Origin of the sequence: Herpetosiphon giganteus (genome assembly GCF_016907925.1) — a bacterium.
GTDB classification, from domain to species: Bacteria; Chloroflexota; Chloroflexia; order Chloroflexales; family Herpetosiphonaceae; genus Herpetosiphon; species Herpetosiphon giganteus.
The window spans coordinates 25,081-43,963 of record NZ_JAFBCZ010000042.1; the positions used below are offsets into that span (position 1 = coordinate 25,081).

12 protein-coding genes are annotated in these 18,883 nt (G+C 51.3%); 6 read left to right on the top strand and 6 right to left on the bottom strand.

The window, feature by feature from the left end:
* Positions 1-42: 42 nt before the first annotated feature.
* Positions 43-1,818, top strand: a complete 1,776-nt coding sequence (locus tag JOD20_RS24345; protein ID WP_204757772.1) for a right-handed parallel beta-helix repeat-containing protein — start codon at positions 43-45, stop codon at positions 1,816-1,818.
* Between the two features lie 69 nt (positions 1,819-1,887).
* Positions 1,888-2,529, top strand: coding sequence for a hypothetical protein (locus tag JOD20_RS24350; RefSeq protein ID WP_204757773.1), 642 nt, complete (start codon positions 1,888-1,890; stop codon positions 2,527-2,529).
* Positions 2,530-2,534: 5 nt separating this feature from the next.
* Here the strand turns inward: JOD20_RS24350 and JOD20_RS24355 are convergent, their stop codons facing one another.
* The 3 genes from JOD20_RS24355 to JOD20_RS24365 all read right to left on the bottom strand — a co-directional run bounded on the left by JOD20_RS24355 (position 2,535) and on the right by JOD20_RS24365 (position 6,736).
* Positions 2,535-3,326: a tryptophan 2,3-dioxygenase gene (locus JOD20_RS24355; protein ID WP_204757774.1), complete on the bottom strand. Its 792-nt coding sequence runs from the start codon at positions 3,324-3,326 to the stop codon at positions 2,535-2,537.
* 129 nt (positions 3,327-3,455) lie between these two features.
* A complete protein-coding gene (locus JOD20_RS24360; protein ID WP_204757775.1) occupies positions 3,456-5,657 on the bottom strand; it encodes a fascin domain-containing protein in 2,202 nt (733 codons plus the stop codon).
* A 422-nt stretch (positions 5,658-6,079) separates the two neighbouring features.
* Positions 6,080-6,736 carry a winged helix-turn-helix transcriptional regulator gene (locus JOD20_RS24365; protein WP_204757776.1) on the bottom strand — a complete coding sequence of 219 codons (657 nt, stop codon included), beginning with the start codon at positions 6,734-6,736 and terminating at the stop codon, positions 6,080-6,082.
* Positions 6,737-6,861: 125 nt separating this feature from the next.
* On the opposite strand from JOD20_RS24365, the gene JOD20_RS24370 reads away from it, so the two are divergent.
* Together JOD20_RS24370 and JOD20_RS24375 are read left to right on the top strand one after the other, a co-directional pair.
* Complete coding sequence (locus JOD20_RS24370; protein WP_204757777.1) at positions 6,862-7,398, top strand: dihydrofolate reductase family protein; 537 nt, start codon at positions 6,862-6,864, stop codon at positions 7,396-7,398.
* Positions 7,399-7,404: 6 nt separating this feature from the next.
* A complete protein-coding gene (locus JOD20_RS24375) occupies positions 7,405-7,674 on the top strand; it encodes a DUF2277 domain-containing protein (RefSeq protein WP_204757778.1) in 270 nt (89 codons plus the stop codon).
* Positions 7,675-7,717: 43 nt separating this feature from the next.
* Here JOD20_RS24375 and JOD20_RS24380 read toward each other — a convergent pair whose 3' ends face one another.
* The 3 genes from JOD20_RS24380 to JOD20_RS24390 form a co-directional block, all read right to left on the bottom strand.
* A complete protein-coding gene (locus JOD20_RS24380) occupies positions 7,718-8,311 on the bottom strand; it encodes an SH3 domain-containing protein (protein WP_204757779.1) in 594 nt (197 codons plus the stop codon).
* A 120-nt stretch (positions 8,312-8,431) separates the two neighbouring features.
* Entirely contained in the window at positions 8,432-9,070 is a 639-nt protein-coding gene (locus JOD20_RS24385) for a chloramphenicol acetyltransferase (RefSeq protein WP_204757780.1), read from the bottom strand.
* A 417-nt stretch (positions 9,071-9,487) separates the two neighbouring features.
* Positions 9,488-12,106: an ATP-binding protein gene (locus tag JOD20_RS24390; RefSeq protein WP_204757781.1), complete on the bottom strand. Its 2,619-nt coding sequence runs from the start codon at positions 12,104-12,106 to the stop codon at positions 9,488-9,490.
* Positions 12,107-12,244: 138 nt separating this feature from the next.
* Here JOD20_RS24390 and JOD20_RS24395 point away from each other — a divergent pair, with 138 nt between their 5' ends.
* Both JOD20_RS24395 and JOD20_RS24400 read left to right on the top strand, forming a co-directional pair.
* Positions 12,245-13,870: a choice-of-anchor Q domain-containing protein gene (locus JOD20_RS24395; RefSeq protein WP_204757782.1), complete on the top strand. Its 1,626-nt coding sequence runs from the start codon at positions 12,245-12,247 to the stop codon at positions 13,868-13,870.
* Positions 13,871-13,887: 17 nt separating this feature from the next.
* Positions 13,888-16,332: a hypothetical protein gene (locus tag JOD20_RS24400; RefSeq protein ID WP_204757783.1), complete on the top strand. Its 2,445-nt coding sequence runs from the start codon at positions 13,888-13,890 to the stop codon at positions 16,330-16,332.
* Positions 16,333-18,883 lie beyond the last annotated feature (2,551 nt).

An 18,883-nucleotide genomic window follows, 5' to 3' on the forward strand; every position in this document is an offset into this window, starting at 1 on the left:
GCCTTCATTGCCTAACTATTATTAATTTTTTAGGAGGCAGGCTTGAAATCTATCCTTAGCGCTCTTCTTCTCGCTTTATTGGTGACTCAGGTTGGGGCGGCTGCCCCGCAAAGCGCGGTTGTGGCAGGCGAATTACGCGCCGATGCCGGCTTCAACCACATTGGCGTAACATGGGCAATCGGCGGCGATACTGATCGCGATAGCAGCCTAAAATTAGACTATCGCGTGCTTGGCAGCACGGTTTGGCTGGCTGCTGCACCTGCAATGCGAGCCAACCCCAGCACGATTGTCGAAGGCGCAGCCCTCAATCGTAACTATCAGGCGGCCAGCGCCATGTGGCTCAGCGCTGGCACCGAATATGAACTCCGCGCTACATTAACCGACCCCGATGGCGGTAGCACAACCCGCACAATCACCAAACGCACGCGCAGCCTCGCCGATTTTGGCCCAACTGTGCGCACGCGCTTTGTGGTTCCAGGCACGAGTGGTGGTAATGGCTCGATTGAGAATCCATTTCAAGGCATTCAAACTGCGGTTAATGCAGCAGCACCAGGCGATAGCTTTATCTTGGCAGAAGGCACGTATAAGCCGTTTCAAATTCTGACCAGCGGTACGCAAACGCAGCCAATTCGTATCAGCGGCCCATCCAATCGACGGGCGATTATTGATGGTGCAAATACGACCCGTGGCATAATAACCCTTGGTGAAAGCGACCAAACCCTTGGCTTTGTGATTGTCGAAAACTTGACGATTCAAAATGGTACGTGGGGCATCGATGCCCAACATACTCACGATATTCTGATTAGCCGCAATCTTATTCGTGATGTTGGCTTTGGCATTTACAATCGCCGCCAAACCCACCAAGAATACAATCAGACGGTGCTTGATAACACGATTATTGGCCGTACGCCTTGGCCTGGCACGGGCATTCCCAGCGAGCGCGGCATCGATTTACGCGGTACTGGCAATATTGTGGCCTTTAACAGCGTGATGAATTTTGGCGATTGTATTTCGCTGCAACCTTGGGCTGCCCAAAGCACCTATGGTCAAGATGTGTACAATAACGATGCGGCATTTTGTGTTGATGACGGGATCGAAATTGATTATAACCAAGCCAACACGCGGGTTTGGAATAATCGCGTAACCAATGCCCGCATGGGGATTAGCGTTCAGCCGATTTATGGCGGGCCGGCCTATCTGTTCCGCAATAGCTTTTTCAATCTTGCTGGTACGCCGTTTAAATTACACAACCAACCAACCGGCCTGTTTATTGCCCACAATAGCTCAGCCCGCATCGGCAATGCCTTTAGCGACGATGGCCAACAATGGCGCAACACGATTATTCGCAATAATCTAATGCTGGGCACGCGCTATGCCTTTGAGTTTATGACCATCGCCGACGAAGGCTTTCGCGATGTTGATTACAATGGCTGGGGAACCAACCATGCCAGCGATTCAGCATCGGCTCCCGATTTCAAATGGAATAATGTGCGCTATCAACGCTTGAGCGATTTGCAGGCAATTGGGGTCGAAACTCATGGGGTGACGGTCAATTTTAGCGATGTGAATAACGCCACTTTGCCAGCCTCAGTCGATGTGGCCTCGCCTGTTGGCGAAGCAGATTTGCGCTTGAAAAACAATTCGGTGGCAATCAACAAAGGTGCTGTGATTGCCAACCTCAACGATCCGTTTGTAACTGATAACCAGCCCGATTTGGGTGCGTTTGAATTGGGCAAGCCACTGCCGCACTATGGCCCACGCATCGAATATCAAATCCCAACTAATATTCAGGTGTATGTGCCAATTGCTCGTCGTTAAGATGACATAATAATTAAAGCGCTCGAATCAACTGCTGATTTGAGCGCTTTGATGGTTGAGGTTTAGGCAATGCAAACTCAATCGAAGCTGGCCCAAGTCCCATTGTTTCGCGTTGTGAAATGGTGGCAAGCACTCAATATGCTGGTCGTATCAGCTGATCGGCTTGGTTCAGCGCTTCTTAATCAAGCCCAAGCTCCAGCAACGCGCGATTTTTTGCGTTACATGCAGCAAAGTGGCCTGATCAACGAATTAAAACACTGCGCTGACGATCTGCGCTTTTTTGTGGTTCAGCAGCTGCCAAGCGTGTTAGACCAGCCTGCTCCCGATTATCGGGATCTTTTGGAATTGCTTTCGCAAGATTTAGGCTATTTTTGGAATGAGCATCCTGCTCCTGAACCGCTGCCGAATCACGCCCTAATTCCGTTGTATAAATTAGTTCAATGGTGGCAACCATTGACTATGCTCGCCGCAGCCTTTGAGCAAGGAATTGATCATGCAGAACCTGATAGTCAAGCATTGCATGATCAATCATTAATCGATTATCTGACCCAAAGTGGCTTGTTTTTGGCTTGTGGTCAAATTCGCAGCGATTTAAACTCGTTGCTCGCACAGCACGATTTAAGCGTTATCGATCGCTATGAGCTTGAGTATGCTGGCTTATTTGGTCAGGTGGCCGCCCGCTTAGGCTATTTTTGGCAGGCTCCACAATAATGCACTTATAAATCGGCGCGAATTGCCCACAAATCAGGGAAGAATGGCTTGATTGTGCTGGCGAGATAGGCCGCGCCACTTGAGCCACCAGTGCCTTGCTTGATGCCAATCGTGCGCTCAACCATTTTTACATGGCGATAGCGCCATTCTTGAAAGCCCTCGTCAAGGTCGATTAAGCGTTCGCAGAGGTTGCTCACCAAGGGGTTTTGGCGATAGACCGTAATTAAGATTGCTTGAATTTCGGGCGCTGCTGCTAGCGCTTGGGTTACGTCGCGCTCAATGTACGCCTGCGGAATTGCATAGCCATTCAATTGCAAATAATGTAAAAAGCTATCCCACAGGCTGGCTTGCTGATAGCGTTGTTCGAGCCGTTCATGGCTTGGTAATGCTCCAAAATGCTGCAAAATCGCAGGCCGTTTGTGGCCTAAGGCAAATTCAATCTCGCGAAATTGCAGCGATTGAAAGCCGCTGGCCGATTCGAGCGAGCCACGAAAGGCATTGAATTGCAATGGAGTCATCGTTTCCATCACATCAACTTGGGCCACAATCGTTTTGAGAATTGTCAAAATGCGGCGGATTGTTTGGTTGGCTCTGCCTGTATCATTGGCGCGCAGCAGTTCGCCCAAATAATCAAGCTCGTGCAAAATTTGCTTAAACCACAACTCATACACCTGATGAATCACAATAAACAATAATTCGTCGTGTTCGGGGCCGTTGGGGCCATGACTGCGGGGAGCTTGTAAATTTAACAGCTCATCAATTTTCAAATAACTGGCATAGGTTAATGCTTGCGACATTGCACACTCCTTTGGATGCAGGTTTTGGCTTGCGGCGCAAGTTTAACATAGCCCGCGAGCAGCGTCTACCAAAAAAACAGCGCTTGGTTATTAATCCAAGCGCTGTTTTGGGCTATCCAACGGCGTTAATTAGGGATAATTGGTTACTTTGGGGGTGTAGGTGACATTGGGTTGGGTCGAGCCACCAGTATTATTGATGACGTTGCTAATGCCGCCATTGGCCCCAATTGCCACCGAAATCATGTTGTGAAAGCGTACATTTGGGTTGTTTGGCGCTTCAATCGCGCGAGTCAGCCAGACGTTGGGGTAGGTGAAAACGCTGTAAATGCCCAAGCCCCAAGCTTCGTGGCTGGTCACGTTATCGGCAACTTTGTAGGATGCCCAACCGTTGACTCCCGCCGCACTGCGCCAGCTATCTTGGGTTGGTGGATCGTAGGGAATTTCCGATTGATAGAAGTAGACGCGGCCACCATTGCCCTGCCAAAGCACTTGATATTGTTGATAGTGCTCGACAAACAGGCCGTAGATCGTCACATTATTGCCATTAACGATCAAGCCATTGGCCGCGGTGTTGCTGTTCCACGCAACGCCGTCGCCGTGGTCGGCACGCCAAACCCACGTATGGTCAACAATCGTGTTATGGCTGTTGATCCGCAAACTGGTCGAGGCTTTGCCGGCTGCGGCTCCGCCAACGCGGAAAATTACATCGTGCAAGACGATTGGATTGGCTGCATGGTTGGCGTTGCTGCCATTTGGCCCAACTTCCAACAACACTGGCGAATTAATCACGCCTGCATCAAACAGCACGCCAGCAATCGTTACGCCATCGACATCGGCCACGGTCATCGCTGCCAAGCCAGTTGTTGGGCGCAAGGTCGCAAAGCCCAAGCCCAAAACCACAGTATTTGGGTTATTGACCCGAATTGTGTCGTTCAAGGCGTAAATGCCAGGCGTAAACAACAAATGTTTGCCAGCAGCCAACTGAGCGTTGATCGTGGCGGCACTATCGCTTGGTTTGGCGATAAAAAATTGGCTCATGGCGATGGTCGTGCCTGGCGTTGAACCACCAGCCCATGTGATGCCGTTGCTGTTGGTGCGCAAACTTGGCACGCGCACGCCCCAATTGCCAGCAGCATCGACCGTTACAAACGGTTTTTCACGCACAATCGGCGTTTGATCAATTTTGGTATACGGTGGATTTGGCCAATTGCCTGCTGGCGGATTGGTCACGCCAACAAACACCATATTCCAATTTGAGCCAGTCCAGCTGCCCCATTGGGTGTTGCGCGAAATCCATTGCTGCTGCGTGCCAGAATTAACATTGCCATCAACCAGCACATCCGACATCCAGCCGCCGCTCGACCAGCCATTATTTTGATTAAGTTTCATATTGCCGCGAATGTGCATGCGGCGGAAGGGCACGGCCTGCGAAACTGCCCATTGCATTGTGCCGTTGGCGGGCGTAATCGATAAGCCTTCTGCGCCACGCCAGAAATTACAGGTCGCATTATCGTTGCCCAGATAGGCGTTCGAATAAACGCTGCCGTTGATGTTGACACTATCGGGTGATGCGCCAACGCCCAGCAGTTGGGTATAGAAACCAACCGGAATATTCAGGCCATTGTAGGTGCCTGGTTTGAACATTAAGGTATAGCGCTCTGAGCCAAATTGGCTATTTTGCTGAATGCCATAGACATTGTTGATTTGATTTTGAATCGAGGCTGTTGACATTGATGGATCAAACATCAAAACATTCGGGCCGAAATCAGGCGTTGTGCCTGGCGGCGTGGTTGGAATCGGGGTTGGATTGGCTCCAACGATGCCCCAATTGAAGGTTTCCCAGCCAGAAGCAGTTGGGCGGTTGGCAACCAAAGGTGCGTGAGTGCCAAGATTAAGATCGCTAGAAACGAAATTGTTATTGCCAAGCGAGCGCAATTGCACTTGGCCCGCCGTTACATCGACCCATTGAAAGACTTCCCAACCGCTCATTGTGGGGCGGTCGGCAACCAAGGGCGTATTGGCAAAATTTTGGTCGGCTGAAACAAACTTGCCATTGGCCAAGGCGCGCAGGCCAATATTGCCATTGCCTGCATCGACAACCTGAAAGTGCTCCCAACCACCAGCAGCATCGCGGTCGGCCACCAACGGCGTGTTGGCTCCACGATTACTATCCGCCGAAACATATTTGCCGCTAGAAACTGCCCGTAGCCAGATGGTTTGGCCAAGCGGCGCTGCGGCAAACGCCGTTTGGGGAGCCGCTGTAATAAACGTAAACAGGATGCTGAGGGCAAGGCCAAGCGCCGCCAGTTTACGCCAAACATGAGTAAGCATTGCGTTCCTCCGTAGATTGAACCCAGTTTCATCCTCGAAATCAGCTATCCAACAATGCGATAGGGTGGGCCTGCGGAACGGAAACCTGCATCGTACTGCTAAAAATACCAAGTCGGTATCGTTTCCGGAAACGATACCGACTATATTAATGAAATTTAAAGGTTTGTCAAGCCTGCAAACATTTGCCTAGTGTGGTTTGAGCTTCCCTCACCTCAACCCCTCTCCTCTCAAGGGTAGGTTTTAAAAAAGCGTGGTGGTTAAATATTCCCTCACCCCCCAGCCCCCTCTCCCACGAAAACGCGGGCGAGGGGGAGCACCGGTTTTTACCGACGAATTGTGCTAGAACCATCGAGTTAAAGCCCCTCGCCCGCGCCACGGGAGAGGGGTTGGGGTGAGGGGAGATCTGGCGGTGAGGGGAAATCTTATTCTGGTGGATTAATTGCACAGCACATGAGGAAACGGGTGAGGCCGCTGGGATCACCCTGAACTTGCACAAGCCCTTGAACAATTGCTTGCTCAGGCTTGAGCGCACCTTGCAATAGTTGCAAATAATGCTCAATTGAGGTGTGCAGCATGATTGCTGGTTGCTGGCTCGGCCCTTGCTGAATTAGCAATTGACCATGATCAATCGTCACGCTCAGCAATTCGCCATCAACATGCCATTGATAGCGTTCGTGGAATTGGGCTTGCGCTGGGCGAAAAAAGGTTTTGAGCGTCAAGGCATACGAGCCAATATTCAACATATGCACATTTTCAGTATTGGTTGGCACAAACTGGCTGCCCCATTTGCCCAATTCGAGCAAACTTGACTCAAGCGCTCGGCCTACATCGGTTAGGCCATAGACGGTCGAGCCAGCTGGGGGCGCGAGCACTTGGCGCATAATCAGGCCTTGCTGCTCAAGATGTTTGAGCCGCTCGGTGAGCAGGTTGGTGCTAATCCCTGGTAGGCCATTAAGCAGATCTTTAAAGCGGCGTGGCCCAGCAATCAGCTCACGAATGACGAGCATTGTCCAGCGTTCGCCGAGAATTTCGAGGCTATAGGCTAGCCCACAATATTGGTTGTAACTGCGATTATTCATAATGCTTTAACATATACTTCAATAATAGGATTATCTACAAGTATACCTGAAATCAGGGCTTGACTTTTTGAAGTAGTGCTTATATTATAGCAAATATGTTCTATTAGTGTAAAGGGAATGTACGAATGGGTAAGATTGTACTAACCATGTTTGTTTCGCTCGATGGTGTAGTCGAAAATCCAGGCTGGTCGATGCCATATTGGGCTGATGATATTGCCGCCTTCAAAGGCGAAGAATCAGCTGAATGTACGGCCTTGCTGCTTGGTCGGGTAACCTACGAGGGTTTTGCCAAAGCATGGCCCGAATCCAAAGATGAAGGTGCTGAACAGATCAATGCCTTGCCCAAATATGTGCCAACCAGCACCCTCGAAACCCCAGAGTGGAACGCTACTTTCTTGAAGGGCGACGTAATCGAGCAAATTCGCGAGCTGCGTAAAGAGCACAATTTATTGATTTACGGTAGTACCGTTTTATCCGATAGCTTGATCAAGCACAATTTGATCGATGAATATCGCCTGCTGATCTACCCTGTTGTGCTTGGCGAAGGCCAACGCCTCTTTCACCAAGGCACAAGCGCAACCCTCAAACTGGTCGAAACCCGCACCATGAGCACTGGCGTGGCGATGCTGAAATATCAACGCATTGAACAAGCAGCGGAGTAACGCTTTATGTGTCGTAATATTCGCCCATTGTTCAATTTTGAGCCACCTGCCACCGAAGCTGAGATTCAAGCTGCTGCGCTGCAATTTGTGCGCAAAATTAGCGGCTTCAATCAACCTTCTGCTGCCAATCGCGAGGCCTTCGAGGCGGCTGTGGCGGCGATAACCGCTAATGCCCAAACCCTCTTGGCCGCGTTGCAAACGACCAGCCCCGCCAAAGATCGCGAGACTGAAAAGCACAAAGCGCAGGCTCGTAATGTCCAGCGCTTTGGTTCATAAGTAGCTGCGTATTCCTGATCACGCTTGCTAATTCCAGCTGGAATTAGCGGCGTGGTTTTGAGCTTGGCGGTTTACTACTTGTTGGCGGCTTCGGCTTGGCGGGCTGTGGTTTGCTGGTTATCGGCGGCTTTGGCTTGTTTGGCCGACTGGGAGCCTGCGGTCTGGTGGTTGCGCGTGGCCGCGTTGGCGCGTAGGGCCGCGTCGTTGCATAGGGTCGATTGGTTGGCCGAAAAGTTGGCGAGGCGGTTGCAATCAAGGCCTGTTCCCAAGGCAAGCTGGCTTGTTGATCGGCTGGCAAATTGAACAGACTAGCGCTCATCCAACCAAGATAATCATTGACCCGCACCCGATACCATACGTGATCAGCATCGTTGCGTTGTGCCAAAATCTCAATTGATGCTTGCGGATCAACTGTAGTAATAATCGCTGCATCGGTGCTTGGCTCAGCCCGCAAATTCGAAATCGAACTTACCGAGCTAAGTAAAGGCGTGGCTTCAACTGGAATTGGACTGGGAAGCGGCGTGTTGGATACATTCACGACCGAACGGGCAACATTGGTTGGCAGCGCCGCACTTTTGGCCCGCCCACAGCCAGCCAACAACAAAATCCCAAGCCCAAGTAACAAACCTCGTCGCATACAATCCCTCATAGCTTCAATACATCAAAGGCTGGAGTGTATACGCCAATTATGCAAGAAGGTTACTAATGGAGGATGCATGCTTTTCGCAATTGCATCCTCCATTAGTAAATCCTCAAATTAGCCTAAAAACTCATCGGGATTGTCTAAAATGGCTTGAACGCGCTCATAGAACCGCCCAACATGTAAGCCATCCATTAGGCTATGATGCACTTGTACGGCTAAAGGCATGAGCCGGCGTTGGCCTTCGAGGGTGTGTTTGCCCCACGAAATCCGTGGCACTGAATCAATTGGGTTGAGATGAACGGGGTGCATGATGCCTGTGAAACTAACCCACGGAATGCTGGTCATGTAGAGCAGATTATCTTGACCTGGCTCGTCGCTGATTGTTGGATTGGCCTTGACCGCAGCAACTTTGGCCTCAGCAAGCGGCGCGAATTCTGCATAATTTGAGTGATAGGGAATAACGCAAAAGCTAAATAAATCGTTATCGAGCAAAACGGTTGGCGAAGGATCAACCCGATCGTGCTCAACCACGCTATCGCCGCGAATTCGCCAGCGAAAGGCCACTTGCTCATTGGCGGCGCGCGCAAAGACAAAGGTTAGGCTGGTGCTTAATCGCATTTGGCGGGCTTTGATCGCTTGATACCAGGTTTGAATATCAATATTGGCACATAAACTAAAGTGCGGGTAGGTCATGCTATGATAGTGGGCAAAGTGCTGGCGACGGGGCCATGTAGCAAGATCAATGGTACGCATATGCTTCCTTATATGTAATGGTTTATTGGATTGGCCCGCAGCAGTGATCCTTACTCCTTGTTTACTTAAGACCATGTTTACCGAATCAAGGAATGTTGGCATATATCAGGTTCACCACCCTTCCGTCCCGCCTCAAGGCGGGAGACGCAGGGGGTTTTCATCCCCCTGCACCCCCTAAAGGACATTGGGTGGTACGAAAGCATACAGTGATGAACCAGTCATTTCTGGGTTCTGAGCAGAGAACTATAAGCAACAGACTATTGTGCTAATAGCTAAATAACAGCAACATTACAGCAAAAGCACCCCTTGTCCCTCATCGTGGGAGAGAGGTTGGGGTGAACAGAAAACATGCCTTGGTCAATCCAATGAACCATTATAATCAGCCAAGCTTGATCGTCAATCAAGCGCAAGTAGGCGCTAATTGGCAAGCGCCAAACTGATTGCTCGTTGCAAGCTCAATTGCTGGCCTTGTTGCGTAGCTTGTTGCCATGCTTCGGCGCTCAAATGTGCTTGAATTGTTTGCACAATTTGGTTATAGCTCTGTTGATCGGCGGGAATCATTGGATAGCCTTTGGTGCTGCGCAAGTGATCAGCGTAGGCCAACAGCTGGGCAGCGGTGGTCGGCAAGTTTTGGCTCAAACACTGGGCGATGCCTTCTAATCCTTCAACAATGCCGCCATCAAAGCCAATTGCATGAGCTAACATCAGGCATTGACGATAGCCAATTTGGGCTTGAGCATGCTCGCCGAGCAGCCAATAGGCATTGGCAATCCGATTTTCGAGCAAACACAGCGATTGTTGGTCGCCTAAGCGCTCAAAAATCTGCTTTGCGGTTCGATAATGGGTTAAGGCATGGGCTGGCTGGTGCACATCGGCTGCAATATTGCCCAAATTAATCAGCGCTGTTGCCTCATTCCACTCGTCGCCTAGCTCGCGTGCTAAGTTCAGGCTTTGTTCAAATGAAGCTTGGGCTGCTTCCAAGCGTTGTTCATCGCGGGCAATTGCGCCAAGGCCCAAGGCAATTAAGGCAACGCCAGATTGGTCGCCCAGCTGCGCATAAATCTGCAAACACGCTTGATATAACTCGCTAGCTCGTTGATTTTCTGATTGCTGGCAATACAGATTGCCTAAATTGTGTAAGGTTGCAGCAACGCCCGCTTGATCAGCAAGCGCTTGATAGAGCGGCAAGCTTTGTTCGTAATAGGCTGCTGCTTGATGATATGCGCCAGTATCCATCGCCACCAAGCCCAAATGGCCCAACACCTGCGCCTGCCCTGAGCGATGCTGGTTGGTTTGGTAGATGGCTAGGGCTTGCTGATACCATTGTTCAGCTTGTTGATAATCGCTTTGCCGCCAAGCCAAAATGCCTGCGCCATCGAGCGCCCGCGCAAAATCCACATCGGCATTTGGTTCATAGCTGATTAGCAGTTTTTCAAACCAACGCCGCCCTTCGCGCAAATAGCCACGCATATACCAAAAACGCCAAATATAGCCGATTAACTGAATCGCTTGCTGCTGAGCATTATGTTGCCAAGCCCAATTTAACGCCGTTCGAATGTTATCGTGTTCAGCTTCGAGATGCTGAATCCATTGCGCCTGACTATTGCCCGTGCGTAAAGCCTGTTCTGCTTGGCGCGCTAAGTCAATCTGATAAGCAAGCAACCTGCGTTGCAACAGCTCGTTTTCGCCATGCGTTTGGGCTTGCTCTTGGGCAAACGTGCGTACCATGGTCAACATACGCATGCGGGTTGAAGCTTCGTTGCTCTGTTGTTGAATCAGGCTATGATCAAGCAAGCTATTTAATTGTTCGATTAACTCATGGCGTTCCTGCTCTGCGCCACAAACCGCTAGCGCACTCTCGACCGTCCAGCCGCTCACAAACACGCTTAGGTGCTCGAACAAGCGTTTGGTCGCCGAATCAAGCTGTTGGTAGCTCCAAGCCAGCGCGGTTGTGACCGAATAGTGGCGCGAAGGTAAATCGCGACCACGCCGCCGCATACTTAAAAAATGGCTGGCCAATTCGCTCAATAAGGCCTCGGGATCGAACAAGCGCCCAGAAGCGGCAACTAACTCCAGCGCCAGCGGCACGCCATCGACCCGCACACACAAGGCTGCCAGCGCCAACGCATTTTTCTCGGTCAGCTCAAGCTTGGGGTTATGCACCTGTAAACGAGCCAATAACAAGGCCATAGCTTCGATTTGGGCCAATTCGGCCAATGCTGGCAAAGCCAAGAGATTTGGCACGGCCAAGGGCGTAAGTTGCAGCACATGTTCGTCGTTCAAGCGCAAGGCAAGTTGGCTGGTAACGATCAATTTGAGATTTGGCACGGCTTGCAGCAATTGGTTAATCACCCGACTTGCTGCTTGAATTTGCTCACAATTATCGAGCAGCAAACAGCTTGGTTGTTGGCCAAGGTAATTAATCGTTGAAATCAGCGGTTGCTCATCGGGGCTTTCGGTTAAATCAAGTGCTTTATTGATCGCCTGAATCATCGATTCTGGTTCGTTGGCGCTGACCAGATCAACAAAAATACACTGATATTCGCTTTGGCTGGCAAATTGATGCAAACAATGCAGCGCCAATTGGGTTTTGCCAATTCCCGCCAAGCCAACGAGGCTGATCAAACGAATCCGAGGATTATTCAGCCATTGCACTATTCGTTGCTGTTCTGGATTACGCCCAAAAAATTGGCTGGTTGGGCTGGGCAAATGGCTCGCCAACAAGGGGCTTGCTTGCTTGGGCATTTGGCTGGTTGAACTATTGGCTGGCTCGGCGGTTAATTCTTCGCGGGCAACCGCCGCTAATTCCAAAAGCTGCTGCGCTTCCTGCGATTGGGCCTCAAGATCCAAGGCTGGCAGAAAGAGCGCAATCAAAGTAATCAAATCGGGCGGGCGACGACCTGTTTCAAGCCGACAAATTTGGGCATCGCTATAACCAACCGCAATCCCCAATTCTGCTTGGGTTAGGCGTGCCCGACGGCGCAACAAGCGTAATTGCTTGCCAAATGCTGGTGAATTGATGGCACTTTGAGTCATTGTTCCGTCCTCGTAGCTGGGATTGCGCCTGCCCGATTTCGCTTGCTGCGTTTGGGCCAATCCGCTTGACTGGTAGGAAATGTCAAGTTTTTGCTGCGTACTGCTGCTATAACTACCGCAACCTAGAAGGAGGTAGTTATGCACTTTTTAAAGATTTTCCTGCTATGGTGTTGTACGTTGGCGTTGGCATTTCAGGTTCAGGCTGCGCCAATGGCTGGCATTGTGGGGACTGGCACGCCAGCGAGTTGCAGCGAGGCGGCATTTGATGCAGCGCTCACCAATGGCGGCACTATCAGCTTTAATTGCGGCGGCCCAGCCACAATCAACCTGAGCAGCGACAAGATTTTGGTTAGTTCTACCACGATTGATGGGGCAAATCAAATCACGCTGAGCGGGCGCAATCTCAATCGTTTGTTTGTGGCCAATGGCGACATTCAGTTTACATTGCGTAATCTCACGCTTGAAGCTGGTTTCTCAGCAGTTGGCGGCGGAGCCTTGGAGTTGGTTGGGGCGACGGTTGTGCTCGATCGGGTGCGCTTCAACAACCATCAAGCGACCGACCAAGGCGGGGCGATCTATTGTTTTGAAGGCAGCGGCGGCAGCCTGACGATTCGCGACAGTAGCTTTGCTGGCAATCGCTCGGCCTCAGGCGGCGCAATTTATAACGATGGCTGCGGATTAACGATTGACAATAGCGATTTTACGGCGAATAGCGCACCAACCAACAATATTACCTCGTTTGGCGGCGCGATTTATAGCGTTGGGCCAACCAGCATCAACAATACGCGCTTTTACCAGAATCAGGCTCGTGATGGCGGCGCAATCTTCATCCACAACCAAGCCTCAGCAACCATCAGATTGAGCAATTTTCTCGAAAATAGTGGCGGCTATGGCGGCGCGCTGGAAAATACTGGCGGCCTGACGATCACCGATAGCTTGTTGCAAGCCAACACTGTCAGCGGCACGGGCGGCGCAATTTGGAACAGCGGCGGACGTTTGTTGCTCAAACGCTCGCGCTTGCTTGACAACCAAGCAGATGAAGGCGGCGCAATCAGCAGCTATGGCAGCCACGCCGAATTAGTCGATCTGCTGATCGAAGGCAATGTGGCGACTGGCACAAACGGCGGCGGTGGCATTTTTCACGATAATGGCACGATCTTCATCACCAATGCCAGCCTGATTCACAACCAGGCAACTGCTGGCCATGGCGGCGCAATTTACCAAGCTTCCGATGATAACTTGACCTTGACCAACGTAACCGTGGCCGCGAATCAGGCCGATCAATTTGGCGGTGGTCTGTATCACAAAGCGCGGTATGCAGTAATTACCAACAGCACGTTTTATGGCAATTTGGCCTTGGCGGGCACTGAACTGTATGAAGATTCGCCTTTGACCGCTGAGCAACCAGGCATTATTCAAATTGGCAATAGTGTGGTAGCGGGCGTAAGCAACAATTGTGGCGGCAGCGCTGTGCAATCGTTGGGCTTCAATTTTAGCGATGGAACATGTGCTGGCTTGGATAGCGCCAGCGACCAGCAAAACACGAGCGATCTCAAGCTTTCGGCGTTGCAAGTCAATGGTGGGCGGATTGCCATGCCTGTTTATACGCCGCTCGCAACCAGCCCATTAATTAATAGTGCCGACCCCAACCTTTGCCCAGCGAGCGATCAGCGCGGCGCGGCGCGAGTTGCAAGCTGCGATGTGGGCGCGGTCGAAGCGGCGGCGATGTTGGTGCAAGTTTATTTGCCTTTAGCCAAGCGCTAATTCACCCTGGAGGATGTATGCGACGTATATCAATGTTCGTTGTGCTGCTGATCTTAATGGGTTGTGGAGTTGCAGCACCAGCTCCAAGTGGCTCCACCAGCGTAAGCGTTAATCCTGAAGCCACCAATGTGCCGCCCGATGCGACCAAAACCAGCTTGCCCGTGGTAATGACTGGCGATCCCAATGCTCACCCGCGTTTGTGGCTGACCCAAGCCGATTTGCCTCGGCTGCGAGCCTGGGCCAGCGATAGCAACCCGCTCTATCGTGATGGCTTGAAGTTGGTGGCTGAGGAAGCCAAAATCACCATGGATGCTGGGGATGTGCCAAGCCGCGATTGTGGCAGCACCGAATATGAAGAATTTCCGACCGAAATGTATGCAGAACTCTTTGCCTTTATGGCGTTGATCGAGCCGAACGAAGCGGCGCGTGCCGATTATGCCCAACGAGCGCGAACCTTGTTGATGTACATTATTAATATTGCTGCGCAAGGCCCCGCCGAAAACGACGATTATTTATGCCCTGAAACCCAATCGACTGGCTACCCACCATTTCGTAGCCCGCGCTTTTTCACCGAGGATTCCAACCGCGCGCGCTGGCATGGCGAGGCCTTTCCGTTGGTCGTCGATTGGATTTATCCGGTGTTGAGTGCCAGCGATAAAGCGGCGATTCGCGGTGTATTTTTGCGCTGGTCAGATGAAATTGTCCAACGCGCCTACCATCATCCAGAGCCAATTGGCGTGATCAATGATCCCAGCTTAATTGCCAACACGGAGCAAGTACGTTGGTCGGGCAATAATTATTTTGTGGCCCATATGCGCAATTTGGGCATGATGGCATTAGCATTTGATGCCAACGACGACCCCAATAACCAATTGCGTCATTATTTGGATAATGCCACGGGCGCTTGGCTGTATATTTTTGATCATCTGACCCGCACCGATAGCAAGGGCGGCCTGTTGCCCGAGGGCTTTGAGTATAGCCCGCAAACTGCTAGCTATGCGATTCAATTTTTGCTGGCCTTGCAAACCGCAGGCAAAGACACGTGTGGCCAGCATTGCAAACTCAGCGAAAATCCATTTTGGGATGATTTTGTCACCAGCTATTTGCACTCGCTGAGTTCTAATCCAAGCGAAGATCCCAATCATGGCTTGGTCTATCAGCCAGCGTGGTATGGCGATGCTCAGAGCTATCACTTGGTCGATTTTATCAACGCCTTTGGCTCGTTGGGGATGTACGATCAACGGACTGGCAATGCTGCACGTTTGGCCAAAGTGCGCTGGATCGAAACCGTGACCCCGCCTGGTGGCGCTGAGGGCTTGATTGAGCGGGTTGGCAACCCGAATGATTTTCGCGATGCAATCATCTATTTTATGCTGTTTGACCCAACTGCGGCTGCGGCGAGTGACCCACGGCCAAGCATGGCGCTTGATTTTTACGCCGAGGGCATGCACAAAATTTTCTCGCGTAGCAGCTGGGCCGATGATGCAGGCTGGTTCAATTTCAGCCTGAGTTGGAATTTTATCGACCATCAACAGGCCGATGGCAACCATTTTGAGTGGTATCGCAAGGGCGAATGGCTGACCAAAGCGCGCACTGGCTATGCCGATATTGCCGAAGGCATTGCTAGCTCCGAATTTCGCAACCTGATCGCGCTCGAAAACGATCAACCTGATCGCGACCCAAGCGATTGGCGGATCGATCTCTGGCGACGTGGCTCGCAATGGAATTTGGTACCAACTGGTGATCCTACGTTGGTCGCGCATAGCCTTGATAGCCGTTTTGTCTATGCGTTGGGCGATGCGACCAATCTCTACAACAGCGAAAATGAGGCAACGACCGACATTAGCCATGCCAGCCGCTCGATTGTTTGGCTCAAGCCCGATGCGATTGTGACCTATGATCGGGGCACGTCGCAAACCGCCAATCGTTTCAAACGCTGGTGGCTACAACTGCCCACGCCCGCGACGATCAACGCCAATCGTGCGACGATGACAACAGCTGGCGGCCAAAGTTTGAATATCACCAGTTTATTGCCAGCCAACGCCACATTAACCGCCGTCAACACCAGCGATCAGCAGGTCGAAAATACTGCTGCCAGCGACGACCCGATGAAAGTGCGATTGCGGATCGATGCGCCTGGTAATCCGCAGGATGTGCGCTTTTTGCAAGTGCTTCAAGCAACCGATAGTGGCGTTACGCCAGCCAGCGTGAGCTTAATTCAGGCGACTTCGGGCAATTATGTTGGGGCGCAAATTGGCTCGCAGGTAGTGCTGTTCCCGATTAATGTTAATCAAGCCTTTGCCACAATCGAATATAGCATGCCAAGCGCTGCCAATCTGCAATTAATTACTGGCTTGCAGCCAAATACTGGCTACAGCGTGCAGCGCAACGGCAACAGCGTGAGCATCAGCCAAGGTGGCGCGCAAATGAGCGATAGTGGTGGAGTGTTGATCATCGAATAAAAGAACATAGAACATTGATAAGGATGAAGGATGAATTATGAGGGATGAATTATGAGGGATGAGGCTATTGGTTATGGGACGATAATCCAACGAAGCTTAATTGATCACGCTGTTAACGCAGAGGCGCAGAGCGTTGATTGATAAGGATGAAGGATGAATTATGAGGGATGAGGGATGAAAATATGAAGGATGAGGCTATAGGCTTTTGGCTATAGGCAATTAGCTCTGCAATTTGTGGCTAAACCGATGACGGATGAAACCACGAAGAACACGAAGGGTCACGAAGCTAAGCTTGAAGCGATGCTTGCAACCAAAACAAAAGCCCTCTCGACCACTATGGTCGAGAGGGCTGCGCATTTTTACGAATGTTGGAAAATCCACAAGCGTAACTTGCAAAGGTTTGGGGCTACATTAAACGCTTCAACATCCTCAGCCATATTGAGGTGCACTGTTTTAAACCCCTCCACGGCGGGGCCGTGAGATGAACATTGATGAAAACGCTAGCAAAGCTCCCGAAGAACTCAGTTTTAAACCCCTCGCGGTCGGAGCAGTGAGATGAACAATGCGACGCACAAAATCCAGTAGGTGTATTATTCTGGTTTTAAACCCCGCGCGGTCGGGGCAGTGAGATGAACAGCTAGGAGGACCGAGATGGCTGGTTTGGCAGCTTTGGCGTGTTTTAAACCCCGCGCGGTCGGGGCCGTGAGATGAACACCCAAAAGGAGCACCTCGATGGAGACCAACAAGGTTTTAAACCCTGCGCGGTCGGGGCAGTGAGATGAACGTAATCTACGTCTACGGCGAAGTGATGGAAACAACCTAGTTTTAAACCCCGCGCGGTCGGGGCAGTGAGATGAACGGCTGGTTCGACTGGATATCTGCGGGGACGGCGCGAGTTTTAAACCCCGCGCGGTCGGGGCAGTGAGATGAACTATTGACTGCGTACAGGTTATGGCACAACCGTGCTCGAGTTTTAAACCCCGCGCGGTCGGGGCAGTGAGATGAACCTACCTAAACTGAATCCATGGCTGGCGGCGGTGAGCCGAGCGTTTTAAACCCCGCGCGGTCGGGGCAGTGAGATGAACTTTTACTATGACGAGAATGGATACCGTGCTCTACCTGGTTTTAAACCCCGCGCGGTCGGGGCCGTGAGATGAACTATGGCACCGATTACAGGTTGTATCGCCAATATCGCGTTTTAAACCCCGCGCGGTCGGGGCCGTGAGATGAACACAAGCTAACTCAAGACGAAGGCACAACGCCTGAGTTTTAAACCCCGCGCGGTCGGGGCAGTGCGATGAACGTCCGAGGGTGTGAATGCTCGGTTCATTATCGTTCGTTTTAAACCCCTCGCGGTCGGGGCAGTGAGATGAACACTTTTGTCCTAACTGCGGAAACGAACAAACGGTAGAGTTTTAAACCCCTCGCGGTCGGGGCAGTGAGATGAACGGGTAGTTCAACAACTAGAAGAGAATGGGTATTAAGTTTTAAACCCCTCGCGGTCGGGGCAGTGCGATGAACTTGAGAATTTTCTCTACACTTGGTTCGGCAATACGTGTTTTAAACCCCGCGCGGTCGGGGCAGTGCGATGAACGTCCGAGGGTGTGAATGCTCGGTTCATTATCGTTCGTTTTAAACCCCGCGCGGTCGGGGCAGTGCGATGAACTTGAGAATTTTCTCTGACCGAACCAGCGCCGACTGGGGCGGCGGGGTGTGGTGTTTTAAACCCCTCGCGGTCGGGGCAGTGAGATGAACGCGATCATTGAAAGTTTCCAAGATGGTGAATGGGAAGAGTTTTAAACCCCTCGCGGTCGGGGCAGTGAGATGAACGATGTGGATGTAATTCGGATCGCGAATGCCCCAACTGTGTTTTAAACCCCGCGCGGTCGGGGCAGTGAGATGAACTTGCATCAGCACGGGAATATTTTCCAAACCTTTACAAGTTTTAAACCCCTCGCGGTCGGGGCCGTGAGATGAACTTTGATCGGATTGTTGGTAGCATTTGGGGGCTTCCAATAGGTTTTAAACCCCTCGCGGTCGGGGCCGTGCGATGAACTTGAGAATTTTCTCTACACTTGGTTCGGCAATACGTGTTTTAAACCCTGCGCGGTCGGGGCCGTGAGATGAACATGTATTTACTGGAATCATCAGATGGTGCCTTCATGTTTTAAACCCCTCGCGGTCGGGGCCGTGAGATGAACTCGCACTCATCATCGCTGTGTTTCTTCCAGACTTCGGTTTTAAACCCCTCGCGGTCGGGGCAGTGAGATGAACGAAGCACTGCTTCCCATAAAGTCAAAGTGACTTTTTGTTTTAAACCCCTCCACGGCGGGGCAGTGAGATGAACGGGCCTTACCCTCCTGATCGCAGGCAAGGGCCTGTACGTTTTAAACCCCTCGTCGTCGGGGCAGTGAGTTGAACAAATGTTTGACGAAGACATGACGTCAGAGGAAAAAGTTTTAAACCCCTCGTCGTCGGGGCAGTGAGTTGAACAAATGTTTGACGAAGACATGACGTCAGAGGAAAAAGTTTTAAACCCCTCGTCGTCGGG